This is a genomic window from Veillonella sp. T34266-5, assembly GCF_002959815.1.
GTDB lineage: Bacteria > Bacillota > Negativicutes > Veillonellales > Veillonellaceae > Veillonella > Veillonella atypica.
Genome location: NZ_PPCZ01000024.1, coordinates 193,352 through 219,131, shown reverse-complemented (window position 1 = coordinate 219,131; position 25,780 = coordinate 193,352). Strand labels below are relative to the sequence as shown.

Below are 25,780 nucleotides of genomic sequence, written 5' to 3'. Positions count from 1 at the left end.
AAGAACAAGTGGTGGATATATGAAAAAGAGTGATATAACCCTTTATTTATAAGGGTGCTTGTTGTATAATAAAAGAAATGATAATGATAATAGAATTACAAACTTTTTAATATTGATTATAAATTATTGAGCTGTTAATCAATATCGTTGTATTTACTTGTTACCGAGGTTTTGGATTATGAAGAAGAAACGTTGGCATGTTATGCCAAGGGATATAGAAAAAGAGAATACATTAATCCGTGAACTCGGTGTAAATCCGATTGTAGCGAGATTGATGGTGAATCGGAATATAGATTGTGATGAAGGCCATCGCTTCTTAGAAGGTACACTTAAAGATTTGCTTGATCCCTTTACCTTAAAGGACATGGAAACTGCAGTCTCCCTCATCCTTGAAACTATAGAAGCTGAAAAATCTATAGTTGTGTATGGTGATTATGATGTGGATGGTATTACTGCTACATCGCTGTTATATCGCTTTTTGGTGAAAATGGGGGCTCGTGTAAGTTATTACATACCGGAACGGCAAAGCGAGGGATATGGATTAAATTTAGAGGCATTAGAGCATATTATCTCTGATGGTGCATCTTTGGTGATAACCGTGGATTGTGGTATTAGTTCTTATGATATTGTCGAGGCCGTTTGCGATCGCATCGACATTATTATTACAGACCATCATACGGCACCGCCTCAAATTCCACCGGCACGCGCCGTTATCAATCACAAACAACCAGATTGTCCTTATAGGGATAAAAATTTATCCGGTGTGGGGGTGGCATTTAAGCTATGCCAAGCATTATGGTTGCGTCAGTGCGGCGAATGGTATCTTGATGATTTAGATATCGTTGCACTTGGAACCGTTGCTGACGTCGTTCCTCTAGTAGGGGAAAACCGCATCATTGTACAGGCAGGTCTTAAGAAGATGAACGAGTTACCTAATTTAGGCATCGACAAGCTAATCGATGTGGCCGGCTTACATGATAAAACGATCACCGCAGGACATATTGGATTTACCTTAGCACCGCGCCTAAATGCGGCAGGCCGCGTTACTCATGCAACACGTGCCGTTGAGTTGCTTGTTACTGATGATGTAGATTTGGCAGAGACAATTGCTCAAGAATTACAAGAAACGAATATGGAACGTCAAGAGATAGAACGTTCTATTCATGAAGAAGCCCGTACTAATGTAGCTGCTCAAGGTCATTTAGCTGATTATGTAACAGTAGTGGCTGGAGAGAATTGGCATCCCGGTGTTATCGGTATCGTTGCATCGCGATTGGTAGAAGAGTTTTACAAGCCTACACTTGTTATTAGCATTGATAATGGCGTAGGTAAAGGCTCTTGTCGTAGCATTGAAGGTTTTAATATATATAATGCATTAAAATCCTGTGAAGATATATTGATTCAATTTGGCGGCCATGCTGCAGCGGCTGGATTTAGTATAGATGCTAGCCGTATCGATGAATTGCGTCAGCGTTTAACAGAGTATTGTAAGGTTCAAGTTTCTCCTGATGAGTATATTCCCGTTGTATCCATTGATGCCACATTGCCTGTTGATGATATTGATGTAGATATCGTAGATCGTGTGTCAGCCTTAGAACCATATGGAATGGGGAATAGCACACCTATATTTGGCGTTATGGATGCAAAGGTGCAGGACATTATGCTGATGGGGCAACTCAAAAATCACTGTAAGGTGATTTTGTCTACAGCCAATGGTAGCGTTGATGCTATCGCTTGGAATCGTCCTGATTTGTTTAGATATATTTTTCAAGGCATGAATGTGAAAGTGGCCTTTACACTTCAAAAAAATGAATGGCAAGGTTTTGTATCGCCACAACTCATGATTCAAGATATAGAGCCTATCATAGAAGAACCTATTCAATTAAGTGCTGAAGGCTTACGTGAAATATATACAATTGTACGCCTAGCATTAAAAGGCGGCGCTAATTCTTTATACCATGTGGAACAAGAAATTTTGCGACGTAAACCAGATAATCAAAATGGTTCATCTGCATTGATGGCCCTTGATGTGTTTAAAGAATTAGGTATTATTAGCGAAGAAACGAACGATAATGGACAAGCGATGATCCGTTGGAATGTCATCAATGGTAAGCTTGATTTGACAACATCCGTTACGTTTATTACATATAGTCAGCAGGAGGTGATACAATGATGACCATAAATGAAGAAGGTAAAGCCTTAGTTGAACAAAAAGGCTTTAATAAAGAAGAGGCCTTAAAAGAGTTTATGGATTATGTGCATTCGTATCTAGGAGATGATGAATGCGACCAAATCATGAAGGCTTTCACCCTTGCAGACAAAGCCCATGAAGGTCAATTTAGAGCCTCCGGTGAACCATATATCATGCATCCTCTTGCAGTGGCAGAGATTTTGGCGCATTTGCAAATCGATCATATTACATTGATTGCGGCCCTACTCCACGATGTCGTTGAGGATACGGAGTATACAAAGGAAGATATTGAAAAATTATTTGGCGCTGAAGTGGCATTCCTCGTTGATGGGGTAACAAAATTAAATCAGTTCCAATATGAAACTAAAGAAGATCGCCAAATGGAAAATTATCGCAAGATGATTTTAGCCATGGCGAAAGACGTGCGCGTTGTCGTTATTAAACTGGGTGACCGGTTGCATAATATGCGTACCTTGAAACATATGCGTAGCGATAAACAAAAACGCATTGCTAAGGAAACGTTGGAGATTTTTGCTCCTTTAGCTCATCGCCTTGGTATTTTCAATGTGAAATGGGAATTAGAGGACTTATCCTTCCGTTACTTGGAACCAGATAAATATTATGATCTCGTTGATCAAATGAAACAAAAGCGCCAAGCTCGTGAAGATATCGTTAACGATACGATGGAACAATTGACGAAGGCTCTTGGCGAGGCCGGTATCAAAGCGGATATCAAGGGACGACCAAAGCATTTTTATAGTATCTATAAAAAGATGAAAAAGGATAATCGCGACTTGTCTCAAATCTATGATTTATTGGCTGTACGCGTTATCGTTGACACTGTACCGGATTGCTATGCCGTTCTAGGTATTGCTCATAGTATTTGGAAACCGTTGCCTTATCGATTTAAAGATTATATTTCCATGCCGAAATCCAACATGTATCAATCATTGCATACTACGGTTATCGGTACGATGGGTCAACCTGTAGAAATCCAAATTCGTACATGGGAAATGCATCGTGTTTCCGAATATGGTGTCGCCGCTCACTGGCGTTACAAAGAAGGTAATAAGGGCGCCGATAAAGAATTTGACCAAAAGGTTGCATGGCTTCGCCAAGTGTTAGAATGGCAAGATACGTCTAACCCTAAAGAATTAGTTAATGCTTTGAAATTAGATGTATTTTCCGGTGAGGTATTCGTATTCACACCGAAGGGTGATGTAGTTAAATTACCTATCGGCTCTGTGCCACTCGATTTTGCTTATCGCGTCCATACCGATGTAGGCCATCGTTGTGTAGGGGCAAAAGTTAATGGCAAAATTGTGCCTCTGGATTACACATTGCAAAATGGGGACATCGTCGATATCATTACCTCTAAAACTGGTAAACCAAGCCTTGATTGGCTCAATATTGTAGGCTCTTCTGAAAGTAAGAACAAAATCCGCAATTGGTTCAAACGAGAAAATAAAGAAGAAAATATTGAAAAAGGTCTTGAAGCCCTTGAACGTGAAGCAAAACGCCTCAATTATAGTTGGAAAGAGCTTTGTTGTGACAATCGCATTCAACAAGTTGTAAAACAGTTGAAGTCCAATACTGAAAATGAACTATATGCCGCTTGTGGCTATGGTGGGATACCGGTAAGTACCGTTCTATTGCGATTGGTTGAACTATATAAAAAATCTAAAGAGCATGAAGATGCTCGTAAAACAACGGAACAAATCATTGAAAAGTTAAAGGTACAAGGGGCCAAAAAGGCTAAGAATGGCACTGGTGTTCTCGTAAAAGGCGAGCCTGGTGTTATGGTTCGTATGGCGAAATGTTGTAATCCTGTACCAGGCGACGATATTATCGGTTATATTACAAGAGGTCGTGGTGTTTCTGTACATCGATCCGATTGTACAAGCCTTGGTCATACACCGGAAGATCTAGAGCGTATGATTGAAGTTTCGTGGGATGAAGCATCGAGTGAATCCTTCCATGTAGGCATCGATATTCAAGCCTATGATAGATCAGGAATCCTCATGGAGGTAATGGCGGTGCTTTCAGAATTGAAAATTACCATTACTAATATGAACGCCAAAGTCCTTGAAAATACGAAAAATGTAATGATCAACATCGTTGTTGAAATTCGAGATATATCGCAACTTGATTTTGTTATGACTAAATTGCGTCGTATCCGTGAAGTTTACACGGTACAACGTAGTAAAGGTGGTGCATAATGGATACATCAAATTTAGTTCTCATGCGTATGCCGTTGGGACCGCTTGGAACCAATTGTTATGTCATAGGCGATAAGGAACAGGAGGAAGCGTTCATTATCGATCCTGCTACGACAGAAGTGTTGGAAGCCTTAAAAAAACATAATGTAAAGCCGAAAGCAGTTCTCCTAACTCATGGTCATGGGGATCACATCGGTGGCGTACAAGGCATTGTAGATGCTTACGATGTGCCTATCTATATACATCATAATGATGTGAAATACTTAAGTGATCCGGAATTGAATCTAAGCAATTATAGCAATCCTACACCGATTACCGTAAAAGGGCGCATTGTAGAGGTTCATGAAGGTGATCACATCACATGTGGTGCTATTGATTTGACAGTATACGAAACACCAGGTCACACACCTGGCGGCGTATGCTACTATATGCCGGGTTTAGTATTTGTTGGGGATACTTTATTTAATCAATCTGTGGGGCGCACTGATTTTGTAGAAGGTGATTATGATGCCCTCATCAACGCGATTAAAACAAAGTTATATACATTACCAGACAATACGATGGTATATCCTGGACATGGTCCAGAAACACAAATTGGTTATGAAAAACAATATAATCCATTTGTAGGTGCTTAATTAATTTATTTAGTAAAGGGGATAGTAATTATGAATACAACATTGGAAAAATTAAAAGAACGTATTAAAGACAAAAAATACAAATTGACTACACAACGTCAAACGATTTTACAAGCTTTCATCGATGCTGAAGAAAATCACTTGAGCGCAGAAGACGTATATGTATTGGTAAAAGAAGTAGCCCCAGATATCGGACTTGCTACTATCTACCGTACATTGGATTTATTTACAGAACTAGATTTGTTAAAACGTCTTGACTTTGGTGATGGCCGTAATCGTTATGAATTAAATGACGAAGAGTTTGCCCATTTCCATCATCATTTGATCTGTGTAAAATGTGGTAAGGTTTCCGAGTTTGAAGATGATATGCTAGAAACATTGGAATCTATCATTGCAAAGAAATTGAATTTCCGTACCATCGATCATCAATTAAAAGTATATGGTTACTGCAGTGATTGCCAAGCGCATATGACGCCAGCAGAACTTGAAAAGCTCGATAAAATGGCACATCATGCTTAATGGATATCATTACACAGGGCCACTACCGCTTGGATCGGTAGTGGCCCACAACTGTGGCGCAGCAGGGCTATTTTCTCGCAATGAAGAGGCTGATGTAATCCTACAGGCTGTTGAGCGTGATGATATGTATGTCTTGACCGTATCTATTCGTGGCGTTGAACATATTTTGACAGGTCCTGTATCCTCTATGGGGCGACGCTCAATAGGCCAGTCCTTACTTGTATTATTGCGTACAGAACAAGGTTTGCCTGCTCATAATGAGTGGGGCACGATGGTAGGGGTGCGCCCTACTAAATTACTTCATAAATATATAGATCAATATGGCTCATTAGAGGATGCAACTCGTCACATTAGGGACGAGTTTTCTGTGTCTTTGGAAAAATTAGATATTCTTAGCCGTATTGGACAATATCAACGTCCTTTTTTAGAGTCTCACTCTAATAAGGATATAAGCCTCTATTGTGGTATTCCATTTTGCGAAACACGTTGTGTATATTGTTCGTTCCCATACGGTTTATATCAAGAGTATCATCGACAATCTGAATTTATAGCAGCCTTGTTACAGGATATAGATGATGTACGGCAAATTTGTGAAAGTTACCAATTGCACACGAATACGCTTTATATGGGTGGCGGTACACCCACTATATTGAACAATGAAGATTTTCATCGTGTCTTAACTGGATTATCAACATTGATACCCAAAGGGCATGAATTCACGGTTGAAGCGGGAAGACCAGATTCTATAACCCCTGAAAAAATACAGACTATGCAACGATGTCATGTGAATCGTATTAGCATTAATCCTCAGACAATGGATGATACTATATTACGTCGCATCGGGCGTGGACACAGTGCACAAGATATCGATGATATGTATCAATATGTTAAAAAACATACAGATTTTGCTGTTAACATGGATTTTATAGCAGGTCTACCAGGGCAAAAAATAAAACATATGGTACATAACATGGATTATATTTGTCATAATTTGCCTGAAAATGTTACAATTCATACGTTAGCTATCAAACGTGGTAGTCCGCTATATGATTTGAACATGCAACATGATGTACCTGATGAGTCTGTGGTAAAACACATGGTGCAGTATGCTCAGGAACGATTAGAGCAGGCAGGTTATGTGCCGTATTATTTATATCGTCAACAATATATGAGAGGTCAACTCGAAAATATTGGGTATACATTGCCAGGTAAAGCGTGTGAATATAATATTCAAATCATGGAAGAGCGGCAAACAATTATGTCTATGGGACCCGGTGGATCATCTAAATGGATTAAGGCCCCTGCGTTTAGACAGAAAAAGCAACACATGCCAAAGGATGTAGATGTATATACAGATACATTAAAGGCTTTATTAGCTAAGAGGCATGCATTATGTAAATCATTTTGGGAGGTTGTGTAATGGCTATTAAAAGACCAAGAGGTACACAAGATTTCTTGCCAGAACAAATTGTAAATTGGCATTATATAGAACAGCATATGCGCGAAATTTGTAAAGCTTATGGCTTTAGTGAAATTCGTACACCTGCCTTTGAAGATACAAAGTTATTTTTACGGGGTATTGGGGAAACTACGGACGTAGTATCAAAGGAAATGTATACCTTCTCCACTGGCGATGACAAGGAACAAAGCTATACATTGCGCCCTGAAAATACGGCTTCTGCCGTACGGGCGTACCTTGAAAATAAGGTGTATGGTAAAGAAAATTTAACAAAATGGTTCTATATGGGTTCTATGTTCCGTCACGATAAACCGCAAGCCGGTCGCTATCGTGAATTCCATCAATTTGGTGCAGAAGTACTCGGTTCGCCATCTCCTGTAGTGGATAGCGAAGTTATCTGTATGATCGTACAGTTGTTGAAAGATTTCGGCCTTAAGGATCTCAATGTAGAGGTGAACTCTGTAGGGTGTCCAAACTGTCGTCCTACGTACCGTCAAAAGTTGATTGAATTCTTTGAACCTAAAAAAGATCAACTTTGTGAAGATTGCCAAGAGCGGTTGTACAAAAATCCATTGCGCTTATTAGATTGTAAAAATGAAACGTGCAAAGCCTTATCCGTAGGTGCCCCTGAAATTCATGAACATCTATGTGAAGAATGTAATACCCATTTTGAAGAACTTAAAACATTACTTGATGCGGCGAATATTCAATATAATCTAAATCCTCGTTTGGTTCGTGGACTCGATTACTACACAAAAACAGCTTTTGAAGTCCAATACACTCCATTAGGTGCACAAAGTGCAGTCGCCGGTGGTGGCCGTTATGATGGTCTTGTAGAGGAACTCGATGGTCCTCATACACCAGCTATTGGTTTTGCAATGGGCATGGAACGCTTGTTGTTGGCTTTGGAAAAACAAAACTTGTTGCCTGAACCGACAATCGAACCAGCAGTATTTGTAGTAGCCCTTGGAGATGCTGCAAAATTAGAAGCTTTCAAAATTTGCCAAACATTGCGTAGCGCATATATCACTGCGGAAATGGATGGACAAGGTAAAAGTATGAAGGCTCAATTAAAATATGCTAACAAAATTCATGCAAAATATGTTATCATATTGGGTGATGATGAATTGGCTAAGCAAGAAGCCATCATTCGTTTTATGGAAACAAGTGAACAGGAAACAGTGCCATTAGCATCTGTTTCTGAACGTATATCTTCTTTGGTGAAAGGATGACAGTAGAATGGAAACAATGAAAGGCTTACACCGTACACACGGTTGTGGCACTATTTCTGAAGCAGAAGTAGGTAAAGAGGTTGTATTATGTGGTTGGGTTGAACGTCGTCGTGACCACGGCGGTTTGATCTTCTTGGACTTGCGAGATCGTTCTGGCATTGTTCAAGTTGTAGCATCCCCAGATCATAATGTGGAATCTTTCCACAAGGCTGAAGATGTTCGTAATGAATATGTGCTTTGTGTACGTGGTAAAATTACAAAACGCGATGAAGAAGCAATCAATCCTAACTTGCCTACAGGCGCTTATGAAATGTATTGTGAAGAACTTCGCGTATTGAATTCTGCGAAAACACCTCCATTCTACATTCAAGATAATATCGATGTAGATGAAAACATCCGCTTGAAATATCGTTATCTTGACTTGCGTCGTCCAGAAATGCAACGCAACTTGATTTTGCGTCATAAGGTAACAAAGGCTATGCGCGATTTCTTCGATAGCCGCGATTTCCTTGAAATCGAAACACCTATGCTTACAAAATCCACACCAGAAGGTGCGCGTGACTATTTAGTACCTTCTCGTGTGAATGCAGGCACATTCTATGCATTGCCTCAATCTCCACAAATTTTCAAACAAATTTTGATGGTAGCAGGCTATGAAAAATATTTCCAAATCGTACGTTGCTTCCGCGATGAAGATTTGCGTGCAGACCGTCAACCAGAATTTACACAACTTGACTTGGAAATGAGCTTCGTTGATGAAGAGGACATTTATGCACTATTGGAACAAATGGTTGCAGAAGTGTTCAAAAAGACATTGGGCAAAGAAATTCCATTGCCTATGCCTCGTATTACATGGGATGAAGCGATGGATAAATATGGTTCTGATAAACCAGATCTTCGCTTTGACATGGCTTTCACAGATGTAACTGAACTCGTAAAAGATACTGAATTCAAAGTATTCCGCTCTGTTATCGACAATGGCGGTATCGTAAAAGGTATCGTAGTACCTGGTGATGCTGGTATTCCTCGTCGTGAACTCGATGATTTGGTAGCATATGTAAATCGCTACGGTGCAAAAGGTTTGGCTTGGGCTTGCTTCAATGAAGACGGTTCCATTAAATCTCAAATCATGAAGTTCTTAGGTGAAGATACAATCCGCAATATCGGTGAAAAAATGGGCGCTAAAGGCGGCGACCTTGTATTGATGATTGCTGATAAACCAGCAACTGTTGCTCGTGCACTTGGTGAGTTGCGCCTTGAAATGGCTCGTCGTATGAACATGATTGACGAAGATAAATTGGCTTTCACATGGGTAACAGATTTCCCTATGTTCGAATATAACGAAGATGAAAAACGCTATGTTGCTATGCATCATCCGTTCACAATGCCTCGCCACGAAGATCTTGATAAATTACAATCCAATCCTGGTAGCGTAAAAGCAATTGCTTACGATATGGTATTGAACGGCGTTGAAATCGGTGGCGGTTCCTTGCGTATTTATCAATCTGACGTACAAGAAAAAGTATTTAAAGCAATTGGTTTATCTGAAGAAGAAGCTAAATCTAAATTCGGTTTCATGCTTGATGCATTTAAATACGGTGCGCCACCTCATGCAGGTTGTGCATTTGGTCTTGATCGTCTTGTGATGTTGATGGCTAAACGTCAATCCATCCGCGACGTTATCGCATTCCCTAAAACACAATCCGCTTCTGATATCATGAGCCAAGCGCCATCTGAAGTAGAACCTAAACAATTAAAAGAATTACACATAAAACCAGATGTAGAGGAAGAAGAACAATCCTTGGTATAATCGCAAGTAAACATATTATAAAAGGACCGCAAGAATTGCTAAAATTTTAAAAGTCAAGTCTTGTAAATGATAAATCTTTCTGCTACTATTTATGTATAAGATATCCCTGCCATGTGCGTGTGATATCGCAGTTTTGAGCCAACACATTTTCTTCGGGAGTCCAGAACTCTCGTCTGAACGTTACGCCCTCACGGGACAACTGCAGGATGAGGAGGACACCCACCTGCTCTTGCAGGATCAAAACGCGGTACATTACGGCATGGTGGGGCTTTTTTGCATGTAAAGAATGAATGGAGGTAGCATGGATAGTTTATTTGATGCATTACCTACGAATAAATATGAACCACTACCGGTGCGAATGAGACCGACAGAACTTGATCATTTGTATGGTCAAGAACAGGCGGTAGGGAAGGGGACATTCCTTCGCGCCATGGTGGAAAAGGATACAATACCATCCATGTTGTTTTACGGGCCTTGTGGAACTGGTAAAACGACATTAGCCGGTATCATCGCTAAGATGAGCAACAGCCATTTTGTCAATTTAAATGCGACAAATGCAGGTATCGGTGAATTGCGAAATATTATAGAAGATGCGCGGAAACGCGTTCGTTCTTTGCAACAACGAACCATTTTATTTCTCGATGAAATACATCGCTTTAATAAGAGTCAACAAGACGTACTGTTACCCTGCGTTGAAGATGGTACGATTATTCTTATTGGGGCAACTACAGAAAATCCATTTTTTGAAGTCAATCGCCCATTATTATCGAGGCTACGACTTATTACATTGGAGGCCTTAACGCCGAAGGCAATTAGTCAAATTTTAAAGCGAGCTCTTACAGATAGCGAAGTAGGCTTAGGGGCTCGTAACTTACAGGTAAAGGATGAGTTGCTTGAGGATATAGGTATCTTCGTCAATGGAGATGGTCGTATGGCACTCAATATTTTGGAGCAAGCTGCAGCCATGGTACACGATGGCGAAGAAATCACTTTAGAAATACTTGAAAAGGTCATAGGCCGACGCATTTATACATACGATAAAAAAGGAGATAGTCATTACGATACAATTTCCGCCTTTATTAAAAGTATGCGCGGGTCCGATGTACAGGCTACACTTCACTACTTAGCACGTATGATAGAGGCCGGTGAGGATCCTAATTTTATCGCTCGTCGTATTGTCATTTGTGCTGCCGAAGATGTAGGATTAGCAGATCCACAAGCCTTAATATTAGCTAATGCAGCAGCACAGGCCGCGCATATGGTGGGATTTCCAGAGGCGCGTATCATTTTATCTGAGGCGGCGTGCTATGTGGCGCTAGCGCCTAAGAGCAATTCTGCATATCTAGGTATTGATGCGGCTATTTCAGATGTGCGTCATAAAGACTGTGGGCAAGTGCCGAATCACTTGCGTGATAGCCATTATAGTGGAGCTAGTAAACTAGGACATGGGCTAACTTATAAATATGCTCATAATTATCCAAATGGATATGTTAAGCAACAATATTTACCGGATCCTTTAATACATGCTGAGTATTATACGGGCGTCGATCGTGGGGTAGAGCATAATCTGTTAAAAGATTGGAATGATAGACGCAAAGATAAATAGAATAATCAATATATGGTATAATATAATGATGATTTAAAATAGATTTTTATATAAAAGTAAGGGGTTTGTATACTATTATGGCAGAAGAGAAAAAAACTTCTACACGAGGGCGGAAGCCTCGCAAAAAACGAGCTACACCGGCACCAAAAAAAGAAGGGTTTTCACTGCGTAATGAAGTGAAAGGCATTATTGTCATAGGTGTTGCCATACTGGCATTGCTAGGCTTTTTTGGCTTTGATTTAGGCATTGTAGGCGAAATATTGACGGGAATATTTCGCTATGGATTTGGCTTTGGGGGCATAATTCCGTGCATTGCTGTACTATGGCTTGGATGGCGTTTGTTATACCAAGGTAAATTTATGTCTATTACACGTCGTGGTCTTCTCATAACAGTTTTTTACTTATTAGCTATTACCATGGTTCCACTTTGTCGTGTACCTGTGGGTGATGAATTGGCGACTACAGCGCTTGCAGATCAAGGTGGTGTTGTGGGTGGTTTCTTGGCTTCCTTTATACGAACTATGTTCGGTGAAGTTGGTTCCATTATTGTTGTTGCCGTACTTATGCTTTGCTGTGGTCTCCTTATTACGCGCCTATCCTTAGGTAACGGATTGCGTAAGGCTGCTGATAAAACGCAAGTAGGCCTTGATAAGGCAAAAGAAGTGGCTGTTGAAAAGGTAGCGGTAGCCAAAGAGGTTATCGAAGATTGGAATGAACAGCGTAAAGAAGCAGCACAGCGCAAGGCTTATGACCGCGAAAAGGATACGCGATATACTGATGCAGCTCAGAATGCTGTAGAGGCTATTGAAAATAGAGGTGTTGTAGCTGCTAATGATGACTATGAAGTTGAGCCAATCGACACACATACGCCTTCTTCTTGGAAAGAATTAGCCGAGTTAGAGGCTCGTAATAGAGCGGCAGAACGATTAGCGCAAATCTCTGAAGAATCTGGTGATGCTAGCCATAGCAGTAGTGAAAGCCATACTAGTAGTATCGATGATGAAGGTCAACCAATGCCATCATGGCTTCATGATCATGATGATATTGAAGAATTCGATACAGATGATGTTAGTGGTGAAGATGAGGCACACAGCACTGATGAAGCAGACACAGAAGAGTACTCTTATCAACCGACAACTATAGGGCCACTTGAGACCAATCATGCAGCGATTGCAAGTGATGTACCTGGTAGTGGTGCAGCTGCAAGCTCTGTTAGTGCTGGGGCAGGAATGAGTTCTATGCCATTATCTGTACCATCTTTGGCAAGTACTGCTGAGGATACAGCACAGGTAGCTGTTTCTAAAGATGGACAGATTCATAGAACTTATGATAGGCCATATCACTTTCCAAGCCTTGATATTTTGTCGAAAGGGAAGGTCGGTCAGAATAATAATGAAGAGGTCGCGTATAATGCGATGCGCCTCGAAGATGTTTTATCTAGCTTTGGCATTTCTGCTAAGGTGGTTAATGCTACGCAAGGCCCAACTGTAACACGGTATGAAATTGAGCCAGCCCAAGGTGTAAAGGTAAGTAGAATCGTTAATTTAACAGATGACATTGCCTTGAATCTAGCAGCTCAACATATACGTATGGAGGCACCAATTCCTGGTAAATCTGCTATTGGTATCGAGGTACCTAATACGAAAACAGAAGCCGTTCACTTGCGTGATGTACTTGATTGTAGTGACTTTAAAGAGGCGCGTGGCGGTATTCCAGTCGGCCTTGGTAAGGACATCGCTGGCAAACCTGTGATTACTGATTTGGCTAAGATGCCACATCTATTGGTGGCTGGTACGACAGGATCTGGTAAATCTGTATGTGTGAATACATTGATTTCCAGTATTCTCTTTAGTCGTAAACCAGAAGAGGTTAAGTTATTACTCATCGACCCTAAGATGGTTGAATTATCTGTGTATAATGGCATTCCTCATTTGATGGCACCAGTTGTAACGGATATGAAAAAAGCGGCTGCTGTATTGCGTTGGGCAGTTCGTGAGATGGAAGCTCGTTACAAGGCTTTTGCTGCATCTGGCAAACGTGATATTAAAAGTTATAATGAAGCTCATCCTAAGTCGGCAATGCCTCTTATCGTATTGATTATCGATGAGTTGGCGGACTTGATGATGACTGCTCCTGATGATATTGAAGAATCCATTAGTCGATTGGCTCAGATGGCACGTGCTGCTGGTATTCATATGGTACTAGCTACACAGCGTCCATCTGTTAACGTTATTACTGGTTCTATTAAAGCCAACGTGCCAAGCCGTATTTCCTTTGCCGTAGGGTCCCAAATCGACTCTCGTACAATCCTCGATATGGCGGGTGCTGAAAAACTATTAGGCAAAGGTGATATGTTGTTCTCTCCAATTGGGGCTAATAAACCAATTCGTGTACAAGGTGCTTTCATCTCTGATGATGAAGTGGAACATTTGGTAGAGTTTGTAAAACAACAACGAGAACCAGAATATGATGATACGGTAACGGCTGAGGCAGAAAAGGAAACCGCAGCACAAGATAATGATGAACAAGATATTTATCGTGATGAGTTATTAGAACGAGCTGTCAATCTTGTAATGGAATCTGGTCAAGCATCCGTATCGATGTTGCAACGTAGATTCCGTATCGGTTATACGCGTGCTGCACGCCTTGTAGATACCATGGAGGATCTTAAAATTGTAGGTCCTAATATGGGTAGTAAAGCACGAGAGATTTTAATGAGTCCAGAACAGGTGAAAGCTCGATACTTCTCTGATTCTGAGGAATAGAAAGGGATATACTGTGGCTGAGTTAGGTGAAGAATTACGTCGAGAACGAGTACGTAGAAATCTCACATTTAAAGATATTGAACAAGTACTTCATATTAAAACAACCTATTTAGAAGCCATCGAAGATGGAAACTATGCAGTTATCCCAGGACGTGTATACGCGAAAGGTTTTATTCGCAATTATGGAAATTACCTTGGCCTTGATGGAGATCGCTTAGTGAAGGTTTATCAAAATCAAGTAGGTGAAGTGGATACATTCACAATACGTCCTATTATGCGTCAAAAGAAACAGGAAACCATTAACTCTGTGCAGAGTGAGTACGTTGAGCATCAGATGGCAAAACGTCGTATGTCGCTTGAAACGAGACAGAAAAAGCGACAACGGTCCATTGAACAAGAACGCATTATGCTTGCTATTATTGCCGTATTCATGGTGATATTTTTGATATGGTTGTTTTTATTCTAAGATACATCGTTACAGTTAAAGGAAGGTTATATTGATGGATACATTTTTAGTTACAGAACGCGCAGATATGGAAGCGCGCGGGTGGGCAGAACTCGATTTCGTGCTCATCAGTGGCGATGCGTATGTAGATCATCCATCTTTTGCGCCTGCCGTAATTGGTCGTTATCTAGAATCCAAAGGCTATCGAGTTGGTATTATTGCCCAACCTGATTGGAATGATGTTAATGCTTTTAAAAAATTAGGAAAGCCTCGTCTTGCATCGCTTGTTACTGCAGGCAACTTGGATTCCATGCTCAATAAGTTTACGGCAGCAAAAAAAATCCGCCGTGAAGATGATTACTCACCGGGAGGTGAGGCAGGACATCGCCCCGATAGAGCGACCTTGGTATACTCTAACCGCATGAAAGAAGCCTTTAGAGATGTGCCTCTTATCATTGGTGGCATCGAGGCCTCATTGCGGCGTTTTGGGCATTATGATTATTGGTCTGATACGGTGCGTCGGTCTATTCTTGTAGACTCTAAGGCTGATGTACTTATATATGGCATGGGTGAATTACAGATTATAGAGTTAGCCGAAGCACTAGATCAAAATCGATTCGAAGAATCATTGCCAAATATACGTGGTATTTGTTATATGTCAAAAGACATACCATCCATTGAGTGTGTTGAATGTCCTTCCTTTGAAGAAATCAAGGCTGATAAAATGGCCTTTGCCGATGCATTCCGCATTCAATATGATGAACAAGATCCATTCTATGGACGACCTATTGTACAAAAACATGGAGATCGCTATGTTGTACAAAATGTACCGGCCTTACCATTAACACAGGAACAAATGGATGCGGCTTATGATTTACCATACACTCGTAAATGGCATCCATCGTATGATGATAAAGGGGGCGTGCCTGCATTAAGCGAGGTGCAGTTTAGCCTCGTTAGTCAACGTGGTTGTTTTGGTAGTTGCTCATTTTGTGCTATTACCAATCATCAAGGCCGTATAATTCAAAATCGCAGCCATCAGTCTTTGATTGATGAAGCTAAGTTGATGATCAATATGGATGGATTTAAAGGCTACATTCATGATGTAGGTGGTCCAACGGCCAATTTCAGACATTTAGCATGCGATAAACAAGCCGTCTTTGGCGCTTGTAAAGGTCGCACCTGTGCGGCGCCGGAACCTTGTGAAAATTTGAATACTAATCACGATGATTACATTGCATTATTGCGCAAGTTACGAAAGTTAAAGGGCGTAAAAAAGGTCTTCGTCAGATCGGGGTTACGTTATGACTATGTTTTAGCCGACAATAATAAAGCCTTTGTAAAGGAACTTTGTCAATATCATGTGAGTGGTCAGCTAAAGGTTGCGCCTGAACATGTATCAAAGCGTGTAACGACTATGATGGGCAAGGCTGGAAAAGAAGAATTCCTGACCTTTAAAAAATGGTTTGAAGAGGCAAATCGTGAATTAGGGAAAAAACAATATTTAGTTCCTTATTTTATGAGTTCTCACCCAGGATGTACATTAGAGGACGCCATAGAATTAGCTGAATTTTTACGAGATCAGCATATGTATCCTGAGCAAGTTCAAGATTTTATTCCTACACCGGGCAGTCTTTCAACGTGTATGTATTATACGGGTATTAATCCTCTTGATGGCAAGCCTGTTTATGTGGCTAAAAAAGGTCGGGACAAGGCTAAGCAACGAGCCTTGATGCAATATAAAAACATTGAAAATTACGACTTGGTAAAAGAGGCCCTTATCGAAGCTAATCGGCGTGATTTAATCGGCTTTGGACCTGAGTGCTTAATTCCATCTAGACCAATTGGACAAGGTAAAATGCAAAATCAAGGACGTAAAAAACCGGGACAATCGAGAGGCGGTCAATCTCGATATGCTCGAAGTGGTTCTCCTTCACAGGTCAATAAGACTAAGGGAGAACGTAAAAGGAGATTTACGCGATGAAACGATGGATGGCATTTATTATATTAATGCTTTTTGTCTTAGGTATGATGGGGTATGGCGTATACTTTTATCGAGAGGAGCAAATTGAAAAATCAAAAGCGCCTGTACGCGGTGAAATTACGGTTTACACTGATTTACCTAATAACTTAACAACATTATTAGCTGATAAATATTTAGAGGATAAAAACGTAAAAGTTAATATTATGCCACTCACTGAGGAGCAAATGGAACAACGGGTTTCCTCTAAGTTAGCAGATTCATCTGGTGATGTAGTGATTACATCTGAGGATAACCTCGTCATCGGTGCTAGTAAAGATAAGTTTGCTCCTATTGTAAATGAACGCATAGATGAGGTCTTGGATCGCCTAAAGGATTCAAATGGTTACTGGGTCGGCTTATGGTATGATCCTATTGTTTTTGTACAAAATGAATCATTTTACAATAAACTAGGTCAACATGTTACGACTTGGGATACCTTGCAAAAGCCTGGGAACTGGCGTGTGGTGATGACAGATTTCGGAGCTTCTCAAAATGCGGCTAATCTTTTGTACAATTTGGTGGAATATAAAGGTGAGCCAGATGCTCTTGCGGATTTATTAGCTTTAAAAACACATGTTATACAACATTCTAAGTTCCTTTCCACACCTGTACGGCTAACAGCTCTTGGTGAATCGGATATTGGTATTGGGAATCTTTCTGATGCACAACAGTACATTCGCCATTCTTATCCTGTAAAAATGATTTATCCTAGTGATGGCACATCATTTTATGTAACAGGTGCAGCTGTGCAAAAGGATTCTAAGCATAAAAATGAAAGTATAGAGTTTATTACCTGGTTATTATCTAGTGAAACTGCAAAATATATGATGAATAATAATTTTACCTATATATTCGCCAACCCTGAAGTTACCGAACCCGTAGATGCATTAGGGCGTTCTGTAGTGTTATGGCCTGTTAATGGCGGCTATACAGTGGAGGGAAAAGAACTTTTATTGAATCACTGGGTTAGCCAAGTACGTTTTAGAAAAGATTAATAGAAGAGTATTTCTATAAAATACATATACAATATAGTTACATTCTATAAGTAAGAAAGGATTTAGAATGACCAAATCATTGGGATATATCAGCCTAGGTTGTGCTAAAAATTTAGTAGATACAGAGGTTATGCTTGGATTGTTAATGGATGATGGTTATACCATTACCGATAATTTACATGAGGCTGACTTAATTATCATAAATACATGTACCTTTATAGAGAAAGCTAAGGAAGAATCTATCAATACGATTCTTGAAGCTGCTCAGTATAAAGAAACTGGTCGTTGTAAAGGCTTAATTGTAGCAGGTTGCTTGAGTCAACAATACCAAGATGAGTTGTTTACAGAAATCCCTGAAATTGATGCCCTTATTGGTACTGGTGCATGGGATCAAGTTATGGTAGCTGTTGATGCGATTGAGCATGGCAATCGTAGCTGCATCATGGAAAATATCACTAATATCTATGATGAACGCATGCCTCGTATTCAAACGACGCCTCGCTACAGTGCGTATGTAAAAATTGCAGAAGGTTGTAACAATGGTTGTACATTCTGTATCATTCCTAAGGTGCGTGGTGCATTTAGAAGTCGTTCCATTGAATCTATCAAAGCTGAAGTTGAACGATTAGCTGCGTCAGGGGTTAAAGAAATCGTTCTCATTGCACAAGATACGACTAGCTACGGCATTGATTTAAATAATGGTAAACCATTACTTACAGAGCTGTTAAAAGAATTAACTAAGGTTGAAGGAATCGAGTGGATTCGCATGCTCTATTTATATCCAACATTCTTTAGTGATGAATTGCTTGATATTATCGTCAATGAACCGAAGCTTTGTAAATATGTTGATATACCATTACAACATGTAAACAACGATATTCTTAAACAAATGAATCGTCGTGATTCTCGTGAGGATATTGAGCGATTATTAAAGAAAATCCGCAATGCACCAACTCATGTTACATTGCGTACATCGATTATTGTTGGATTCCCTGGTGAAACAGATGAACAGTTCCAAGAACTTTGTGAATTTGTGAAGGATATCAAGTTTGATAACATGGGTGTTTTCACATATTCTCAAGAGGAAGGAACTATTGCAGGGGCTCGTGAAGATCAAATACCAGAAGAGGTTAAAGAAGAACGCTATCATACATTGATGTCTATACAAGCTGCTATTTCTGAAGAGAATAACCGCGATTTAGAAGGCACTATTGACTATGCCATGATTGAAGAATTAGAAGAAGGCGATAATGATACTGTTCTTGCAAAAGGTCGTTTGAAATCACAAGCTCCAGATGTAGATGGGAACATGTATATCGAAGACTGTGGCGATAAGGTTAAACCTGGAGATATTGTACAGGTACAAGTAGAGCAAGGATTTGCTTACGATGTAGTAGCTACTATCGTAGAATAATATTGATTGGTGTATTAGGTAATACCACTATTAACACATCTGAAGTGATGGGAGGTATTTACAATGATTGTAGAATTAATTTCTACAGGTTCTGAATTATTGTTAGGGGATACGGTGAACACCAATGTCTCTTGGTTAGCTCAGGAGCTTAATAAATTAGGTTATACCATAGCGTATCAGTCTGTGGTGGGAGACAATCCAGGACGTATGTCTGAAGTGTTTAAAAAAGCGGCACAACGTGCTGATCTCGTGATCAGTACAGGTGGGTTGGGTCCAACTCAGGGTGATATAACACGGCAAGTTTTGGCATCCTCCTTAAATCGCAGTGTCGTATATAATGATGATGCTATGGCTGAGGTGCGACAGTTTTTCAAACGAGTAGGTCGTGAAATGCCCGATGCGAGTCGTAGAGAGGCTATGTTGCCTGATGGCTCTAGTGTTTTAACCAATCCTGTCGGTGTTGCACCAGGTGTAGTAACCGTAGATGGCGATGTAACCTATATACTACTACCAGGACCTCCAGGTGAGATGAAGGGGATGTTTACACAAAGTGTAGTGCCTTATCTACATAAGCGTTTTGGTTCACAAGGTGTTGTAACGTCTTATCGCTATGGCGTTTATGATATTCGTGAAATCGATTTAGAAGAACGTGTTATGGATTTGATTAAGCAACAATCAAATCCAACCATAGCTTTGTTAATAAAAAAAGGCTACATTGAATTACGCATTACTGCAAAGGCTTCATCTCTCGATGAAGCACATAGATTGTTAAATCCTTGGGATGAAATCATTCGTCGCCGTTTAGGTTCGTTGATTGGCCGTAAGTTAGATGTTTCTATGGAGGAAACACTCGGTAATACGTTAAAAGAATCGTCTGCGACCATTGCTACGGCAGAGTCTTGTACATCTGGTTTAGTTGGTAAACTATTGACAAACGTAAGTGGTAGTAGTGATTACTATATGGGTGGCATTATATCCTATAGCAATGATGTAAAACATCGGGTCTTAGGTGTGCCACAAGATTTACTCAACACATATGGCGCCGTGAGCGAACAAGTAGCCAAAGCGATGGCTGAAGGTGCAAAACGCGTATGCAATACGACATATGCGGTGTCTACAACGGGGATAGCAGGCCCTGGTGGTGGCACACCGGATAAACCAGTGGGCCTTGTTTGGTTTGGCGTAACTGGACCATATGGAACCGTTGCTCACAAAGCTAATCTTATTGGTAATCGAGAAGATATCCGCCAAAGTGCGGCTGAATTAGCATTATACTACATGAATTTGTATATTCAAGAAAAAGGGGACAAATAATGGCTGTTGATGGTAGACAAGCAGCGTTGGATAACGCATTAAAACAAATAGAAAAAGACTTTGGTAAAGGTGCTATCATGCGCCTAGGTGAAGCGGCAGATCGTATGAATGTTGAGGTTATTTCCTCTGGTTCTCTTGCCATTGACCTCGCTGTAGGTGTAGGTGGCTTCCCTCGTGGTCGTGTCATTGAAATTTATGGCCCAGAATCATCTGGTAAAACAACTGTTGCTCTTCACGCTGTAGCTGAAGCTCAAAAACAAGGTGGCGTCGCTGCATTTATTGATGCGGAACACGCAATGGACCCAATCTATGCACGTAATCTTGGTGTAGATATTAATAACTTGTTAATTTCCCAACCAGACAATGGTGAACAAGCCTTAGAAATTACAGAGGCGCTTGTACGTAGTGGCGCTGTAGATATCGTTGTAGTTGACTCTGTTGCTGCATTGGTACCTAAAGCAGAAATTGAAGGGGAAATGGGTGATGCTCACGTAGGTCTCCATGCCCGTTTGATGAGTAAAGCATTGCGTAAATTAACAGGTACTATTAATAAGACAAAAACCGTTGTTATCTTTATCAACCAATTGCGTGAAAAGGTAGGCGTAATGTTTGGTAATCCTGAAACAACGACCGGTGGTCGTGCCTTAAAATTCTATTCTTCTGTACGTCTTGATGTGCGTAAAGGTGAATTGATTAAGGCCAATAATGAAAATGTAGGGGCCCGTACAAAGGTTAAGGTTGTTAAGAACAAGGTGGCACCTCCATTCAAAACTGCTGAATTTGATTTGATGTATGGTCAAGGGATTTCCAGAGAAGGTACTCTTATCGATATCGGTACTAATATGGAAATTATCAAAAAATCTGGCGCGTGGTATTCCTATAATGGGGAACGGATGGGACAAGGTAAAGAAGCGGCAAAACAATACCTCTTCGATAATCCTCAAGTAGCTGAAGAAATCGATCGTATCATTCGTGATACATTGGCAGCTGAACCAGAAACATTTGATGTTGTTGGCGAAGATGCTACACCAGAAGAAGATTAATCGATATAGTATATAAAAAAGGGCTACTGTGTAGCCCTTTTTCATTGAGGTTATTATGATAGACGATATGTTTACAGAAGAGGAAAAGCAGGCTGCGTTAGATCAAGCCTATCGATTTCTTGCACAGCGCTTTTTAAGTTCTTATGAGCTGCGCCAAAAGATGAAACGAAAACAGATTCCATCGGATCTCATCGATTACGTAGAAGAGCGATTAATTTACTATGATTACATTAATGATGAGCGTTTAGCGAAACAGGTTGTATCCTATTTGATGAGAGAGCAGAAATATGGTGCATATCTTATAAAGCAAAAAATGAAACAGAGAGGCCTTGATGTGCCTCGTGATATTGAAAATTATGATGAAATGGCAGCCGCTTTTCGAATCGTAGATAAAAAATATGGTGAATCTATAAGCGATATTCCACGTATAAAAATAATGAATTTCCTAAAAAACAGGGGATTTTCTATGAGCACTATTACTAAGGTTTGCGAGGTCTATCAATCTTGACAGAAAGGGCTTTCAAGCATAAAATTAAAATAGCCTTGTAAACATATAATGTATTATAGGTTATTAATTTAATATGTTAAAATCAGGAGACAAGGGGCGTAGTGCCCGTATGTGAAGATACAGGAGGTGAGACTGATTTTAGAGTATAGTCTAATTGCAGTAGTAATGGTGCTAATTGGACTAGGTGTAGGCTATTTTTTACGAAAAAATATCGCTGAAGGAAAACTGAATCAAGCTGAGCAAGAGGCTGAGCGCATTGTCGCAAATGGCGAGCGCATGGCCGAGTCTAAAAAGAAAGAAGCTTTATTAGAGGCAAAAGAAGAAATTCATAAGCTCCGTTCTGATGTAGAACGAGAAAATAAAGAGCGTCGTTCTGAATTACAACGTATGGAACGCCGTATTCTTCAAAAAGAAGAATCTTTGGATAAAAAATTAGACAATATTGAGCACAAAGAGGAAGCTTTACATCGTAAAGAAGCTGACTTAGTTCAAAGCAAAGAAAAAATTGATGCTTTGTATGAAAAGCAAATGGCAGAATTAGAACGTATTTCTGGCATGACCTTTGATGAAGCTAGGAATATCTTGTTGACTAATGTAGAACAAGAAATCCGTCATGAAACAGCTATTATGGTAAAAGAAATGGAACAGCAAGCTAAAGACGAAGCTGAGAAAAAGGCTAAGGAAATTATTTCCGGCGCTATTCAACGTTGTGCAGCTGACCATGTCGCAGAAACAACTGTTTCTGTTGTCGCATTGCCAAATGATGAAATGAAGGGACGTATTATTGGTCGTGAAGGTCGTAATATTCGTGCTCTAGAAACATTAACTGGCATTGATTTAATTATCGATGATACACCAGAAGCTGTTATTCTATCAGGCTTTGATCCAATTCGTCGTGAAGTAGCGCGAATTGCATTGGAAAAATTGATTGTCGATGGTCGAATTCATCCAGCTCGTATTGAAGAGATGGTGGCAAAAGCTCGTAAAGAGGTGGACCAAACAATTAAAGAAGCCGGTGAACAAGCAACCTTTGAGGCAGATGTTCATGGCTTACATCCTGAAATTATTAAAATTTTAGGGCGTTTGAAATACCGTACTAGTTACGGTCAAAATGTGTTAAAACATTCTATCGAAGTATCTCATTTAGCAGGTCTTATGGCCGCAGAACTTGGTTGTGATGTAACATTGGCTAAACGAGGTGGCTTAATTCATGATATCGGTAAGGCTCTAGATCGTGAAATCGAAGGTTCCCATGTGGAAATCGGTGTTGATGTAGCCCGTAAATATCGTGAAAGCGCAGCAGTAATCAACTGTATTGGAGCCCATCATGGTGATGAAGAATTCCAATCCGTAGAGGCTGTTCTCGTAGCAGCAGCAGATGCTATCTCTGCAGCCCGTCCAGGTGCTCGTAGAGAAACCTTAGAAAATTACTTAAAACGATTATCTAAATTGGAAGAAATCGCTGAATCTTTCGAAGGCGTTGAAAAGTGCTTTGCTATTCAAGCCGGTCGAGAAATTCGCGTTGTAGTAAAACCGGATAAGATTGATGAAGCTGAATCTACATTACTTGTTCGGAATATTGTAAAACGCATTGAATCCGAATTAGAATATCCTGGTCAAATCAAGGTTGTTGTCATTCGTGAAACACGCGTTGTTGATTTTGCTAAATAGGCATTATACCTAAAATTATAGGCTGCAATATTATATTGCAGCCTATCCTTTTTAATTGTAGATTATTATATTAGAGGAGTTTTGAAAGTTTTATCGAATATAGAATTATAGACCCTTTTTTCTATGATTGTATAGTCGATAAAAATAAAAATTAAAAGGAGGTGTTCTGGTGAGTCGATATTTTGAAAATGAATTAATTGAACAAATTAAAGATGCTAATGATATCGTATCCGTTGTATCAGAACACGTTACCTTAAAGAAAAAAGGTAAGAATTATTGGGGTTGTTGTCCATTTCACAATGAGAAAACGCCATCCTTTAGTGTGGCTCCTGACAAGGGGTTTTATTATTGTTTTGGGTGCCATGCATCAGGAAATGCCATTAAGTTTCTGATGGAATTGGAAGGAATCACCTTTGTTGAGGCCTTGGAGCGGCTTGCTAATCGAGCTAATATACCATTGCCAGAAGCAAAGCTTTCACCACAGGTGCGTGCTAGAGAGGAACGGCGAAAGAAATTATATGAGGCTTGTGATTTGGCGGCCAATTTCTTTCATAATTGCTTGCTTAAAACATCATTTGGTAAGGCTGGATTAGAGTACTTAAAAAAGCGGGGGCTCACAGATGAAACCATAGAAAAGTTTAGACTTGGGTTTGCCCCTGATGGTTGGGATAGATTATATAAGGCCTTTAGAGAACGTGGCATTGAAGAGTCGATTTTGCTTGAACTTAATTTAATTCGCAAGAATGATAAAGGCCAGGCCTATGATTTCTTCCGTAATCGGGTTATGTTTCCAATCATGGACGGTAAAGGTCGTGTTGTCGGCTTTGGGGGCCGTGTTATGGATGATAGCACGCCGAAGTATTTGAACTCTCCTGAATGCCAAATCTTTGAAAAGGGTAAAATTCTATTTGCCTTTGATAAGGCTTATAAATCGATACGCGAAGAAAAACAAGCCATATTAGTAGAAGGCTATATGGATGTTATTTCTGCTCATAATAAGGGTGTAACCAATGTAGTTGCTTCGTTGGGGACGGCATATACAAAGGATCATGGTCACATCTTGATGCGCCAAGCAGATGAGATTATATTGGCTTACGATATGGATGGCGCTGGCCGCCAGGCTGTTACACGCGCTATTGAATTACTACAGAATACGGATTTTAAGGTTCGCGTGTTGGCTATGCCTGATGGCAAGGATCCTGATGACTATGTGCGTAATCACGGCGGCAAAGCTTTTAAGGAATTAGTAGAAAAGGCTGTTAAGCCGCTCGATTATTTATTAAGTGAATCTCTTATCAAGCATGATACGAATGATGCAGAAGGCAAACAGGCAGTTATGCAAGATATATTCCCTTATATTGCGAATATTCATAGTCAAACGGTTCGAGATGATGCGTTAAAGGCTCTAGCATTGCCATTATGGCTAGATAACAGTACCATATTTCGCTATTTTAGGAATTATACCCAAAAGGGAAATATTGAATTAGTCGATGAAAAAACTACACAGCCTAAAAAGATTGTCAGTGGTGATGAAGAGTTATTGATGGCTCATGTCATTACAGATACAAAGGCTTTACAAGAGGTAGTACAATATTTACCGCTTGAGGACTTTCAAAATATTCAATATCGGGGTATAATAGAAAAGATATACACCTTATTTACTCAAACAGGTCAATATCAGCCGGAATCTATGGAGGACGTATTGACGCCTCAAGAATATGAAATTTTTTCACGGCTTATGATAATCGAGGCAAATGAGGCTGTACCTGTACTTATCCGTAAAATACGGCTACATTCCTTACGGGAACAATATAAAATGCACTCAATTTTAGCCGATCAATTAAAACGTGCAGGAGATTCGGCATTTATTAGCGAATTACATAAATGTCAGGAAATACAAAATCTAATTAGAGAATGGTCTAAATAGTAAG

18 protein-coding genes and 1 other RNA gene are annotated in these 25,780 nt (G+C 40.0%); all 19 read left to right on the top strand.

What is annotated here, in order from left to right; all coding sequences use genetic code 11:
• The first annotated feature begins 178 nt into the window (after positions 1–178).
• Positions 179–2,173: a single-stranded-DNA-specific exonuclease RecJ gene (gene recJ / locus VIHSUH07_RS09030; RefSeq protein ID WP_105084694.1), complete on the top strand. Its 1,995-nt coding sequence runs from the start codon at positions 179–181 to the stop codon at positions 2,171–2,173.
• Positions 2,170–4,410 carry a RelA/SpoT family protein gene (locus tag VIHSUH07_RS09025; RefSeq protein WP_105084693.1) on the top strand — a complete coding sequence of 747 codons (2,241 nt, stop codon included), beginning with the start codon at positions 2,170–2,172 and terminating at the stop codon, positions 4,408–4,410. Before recJ ends, VIHSUH07_RS09025 begins: the two co-directional genes overlap by 4 nt.
• Entirely contained in the window at positions 4,410–5,045 is a 636-nt protein-coding gene (locus VIHSUH07_RS09020) for an MBL fold metallo-hydrolase (RefSeq protein ID WP_105084692.1), read from the top strand. Before VIHSUH07_RS09025 ends, VIHSUH07_RS09020 begins: the two co-directional genes overlap by 1 nt.
• Positions 5,046–5,075: 30 nt before the next feature.
• Positions 5,076–5,564 (top strand): Fur family transcriptional regulator, encoded by a 489-nt coding sequence (locus VIHSUH07_RS09015; protein ID WP_005380706.1) that lies wholly within the window; start codon positions 5,076–5,078, stop codon positions 5,562–5,564.
• A complete protein-coding gene (gene hemZ / locus VIHSUH07_RS09010; RefSeq protein ID WP_105084691.1) occupies positions 5,557–6,984 on the top strand; it encodes a coproporphyrinogen dehydrogenase HemZ in 1,428 nt (475 codons plus the stop codon). The genes VIHSUH07_RS09015 and hemZ overlap by 8 nt, the downstream gene beginning before the upstream one ends.
• Positions 6,984–8,255, top strand: coding sequence for a histidine--tRNA ligase (hisS, locus tag VIHSUH07_RS09005; RefSeq protein WP_105084690.1), 1,272 nt, complete (start codon positions 6,984–6,986; stop codon positions 8,253–8,255). The genes hemZ and hisS overlap by 1 nt, the downstream gene beginning before the upstream one ends.
• Before the next feature lie 7 nt (positions 8,256–8,262).
• Positions 8,263–10,065, top strand: a complete 1,803-nt coding sequence (gene aspS / locus VIHSUH07_RS09000; RefSeq protein WP_105084689.1) for an aspartate--tRNA ligase — start codon at positions 8,263–8,265, stop codon at positions 10,063–10,065.
• Positions 10,066–10,165: 100 nt separating this feature from the next.
• A non-coding RNA gene (gene ssrS, locus VIHSUH07_RS08995) (6S RNA) lies at positions 10,166–10,338 on the top strand.
• A gap of 28 nt (positions 10,339–10,366) precedes the next feature.
• Complete coding sequence (locus VIHSUH07_RS08990) at positions 10,367–11,671, top strand: replication-associated recombination protein A (protein ID WP_105084688.1); 1,305 nt, start codon at positions 10,367–10,369, stop codon at positions 11,669–11,671.
• Positions 11,672–11,748: 77 nt separating this feature from the next.
• Positions 11,749–14,436 carry an FtsK/SpoIIIE family DNA translocase gene (locus VIHSUH07_RS08985; protein ID WP_105084687.1) on the top strand — a complete coding sequence of 896 codons (2,688 nt, stop codon included), beginning with the start codon at positions 11,749–11,751 and terminating at the stop codon, positions 14,434–14,436.
• 13 nt (positions 14,437–14,449) lie between these two features.
• A complete protein-coding gene (locus VIHSUH07_RS08980; protein ID WP_005376169.1) occupies positions 14,450–14,902 on the top strand; it encodes a helix-turn-helix domain-containing protein in 453 nt (150 codons plus the stop codon).
• Positions 14,903–14,936: 34 nt separating this feature from the next.
• The gene (locus tag VIHSUH07_RS08975; protein ID WP_105084686.1) at positions 14,937–16,865 is read left to right on the top strand and encodes a YgiQ family radical SAM protein; all 1,929 of its coding nucleotides are present in this window, start codon (positions 14,937–14,939) and stop codon (positions 16,863–16,865) included.
• Positions 16,862–17,899: an ABC transporter substrate-binding protein gene (locus VIHSUH07_RS08970; RefSeq protein ID WP_105084685.1), complete on the top strand. Its 1,038-nt coding sequence runs from the start codon at positions 16,862–16,864 to the stop codon at positions 17,897–17,899. Before VIHSUH07_RS08975 ends, VIHSUH07_RS08970 begins: the two co-directional genes overlap by 4 nt.
• A 67-nt stretch (positions 17,900–17,966) precedes the next feature.
• Positions 17,967–19,313, top strand: coding sequence for a 30S ribosomal protein S12 methylthiotransferase RimO (rimO, locus tag VIHSUH07_RS08965; protein ID WP_105084684.1), 1,347 nt, complete (start codon positions 17,967–17,969; stop codon positions 19,311–19,313).
• 63 nt (positions 19,314–19,376) lie between these two features.
• Positions 19,377–20,627, top strand: coding sequence for a competence/damage-inducible protein A (locus tag VIHSUH07_RS08960; protein WP_105084683.1), 1,251 nt, complete (start codon positions 19,377–19,379; stop codon positions 20,625–20,627).
• On the top strand, positions 20,627–21,670 hold the full coding sequence (gene recA, locus VIHSUH07_RS08955; protein WP_005376148.1) for a recombinase RecA: 1,044 nt from the start codon (positions 20,627–20,629) through the stop codon (positions 21,668–21,670). The genes VIHSUH07_RS08960 and recA overlap by 1 nt, the downstream gene beginning before the upstream one ends.
• 55 nt (positions 21,671–21,725) lie before the next feature.
• Positions 21,726–22,178 carry a regulatory protein RecX gene (locus VIHSUH07_RS08950; protein WP_105084682.1) on the top strand — a complete coding sequence of 151 codons (453 nt, stop codon included), beginning with the start codon at positions 21,726–21,728 and terminating at the stop codon, positions 22,176–22,178.
• Between the two features lie 126 nt (positions 22,179–22,304).
• Entirely contained in the window at positions 22,305–23,849 is a 1,545-nt protein-coding gene (gene rny / locus VIHSUH07_RS08945) for a ribonuclease Y (RefSeq protein ID WP_255308902.1), read from the top strand.
• Between the two features lie 169 nt (positions 23,850–24,018).
• On the top strand, positions 24,019–25,776 hold the full coding sequence (dnaG, locus tag VIHSUH07_RS08940) for a DNA primase (RefSeq protein WP_105084681.1): 1,758 nt from the start codon (positions 24,019–24,021) through the stop codon (positions 25,774–25,776).
• The last annotated feature ends 4 nt before the right edge of the window (positions 25,777–25,780 follow it).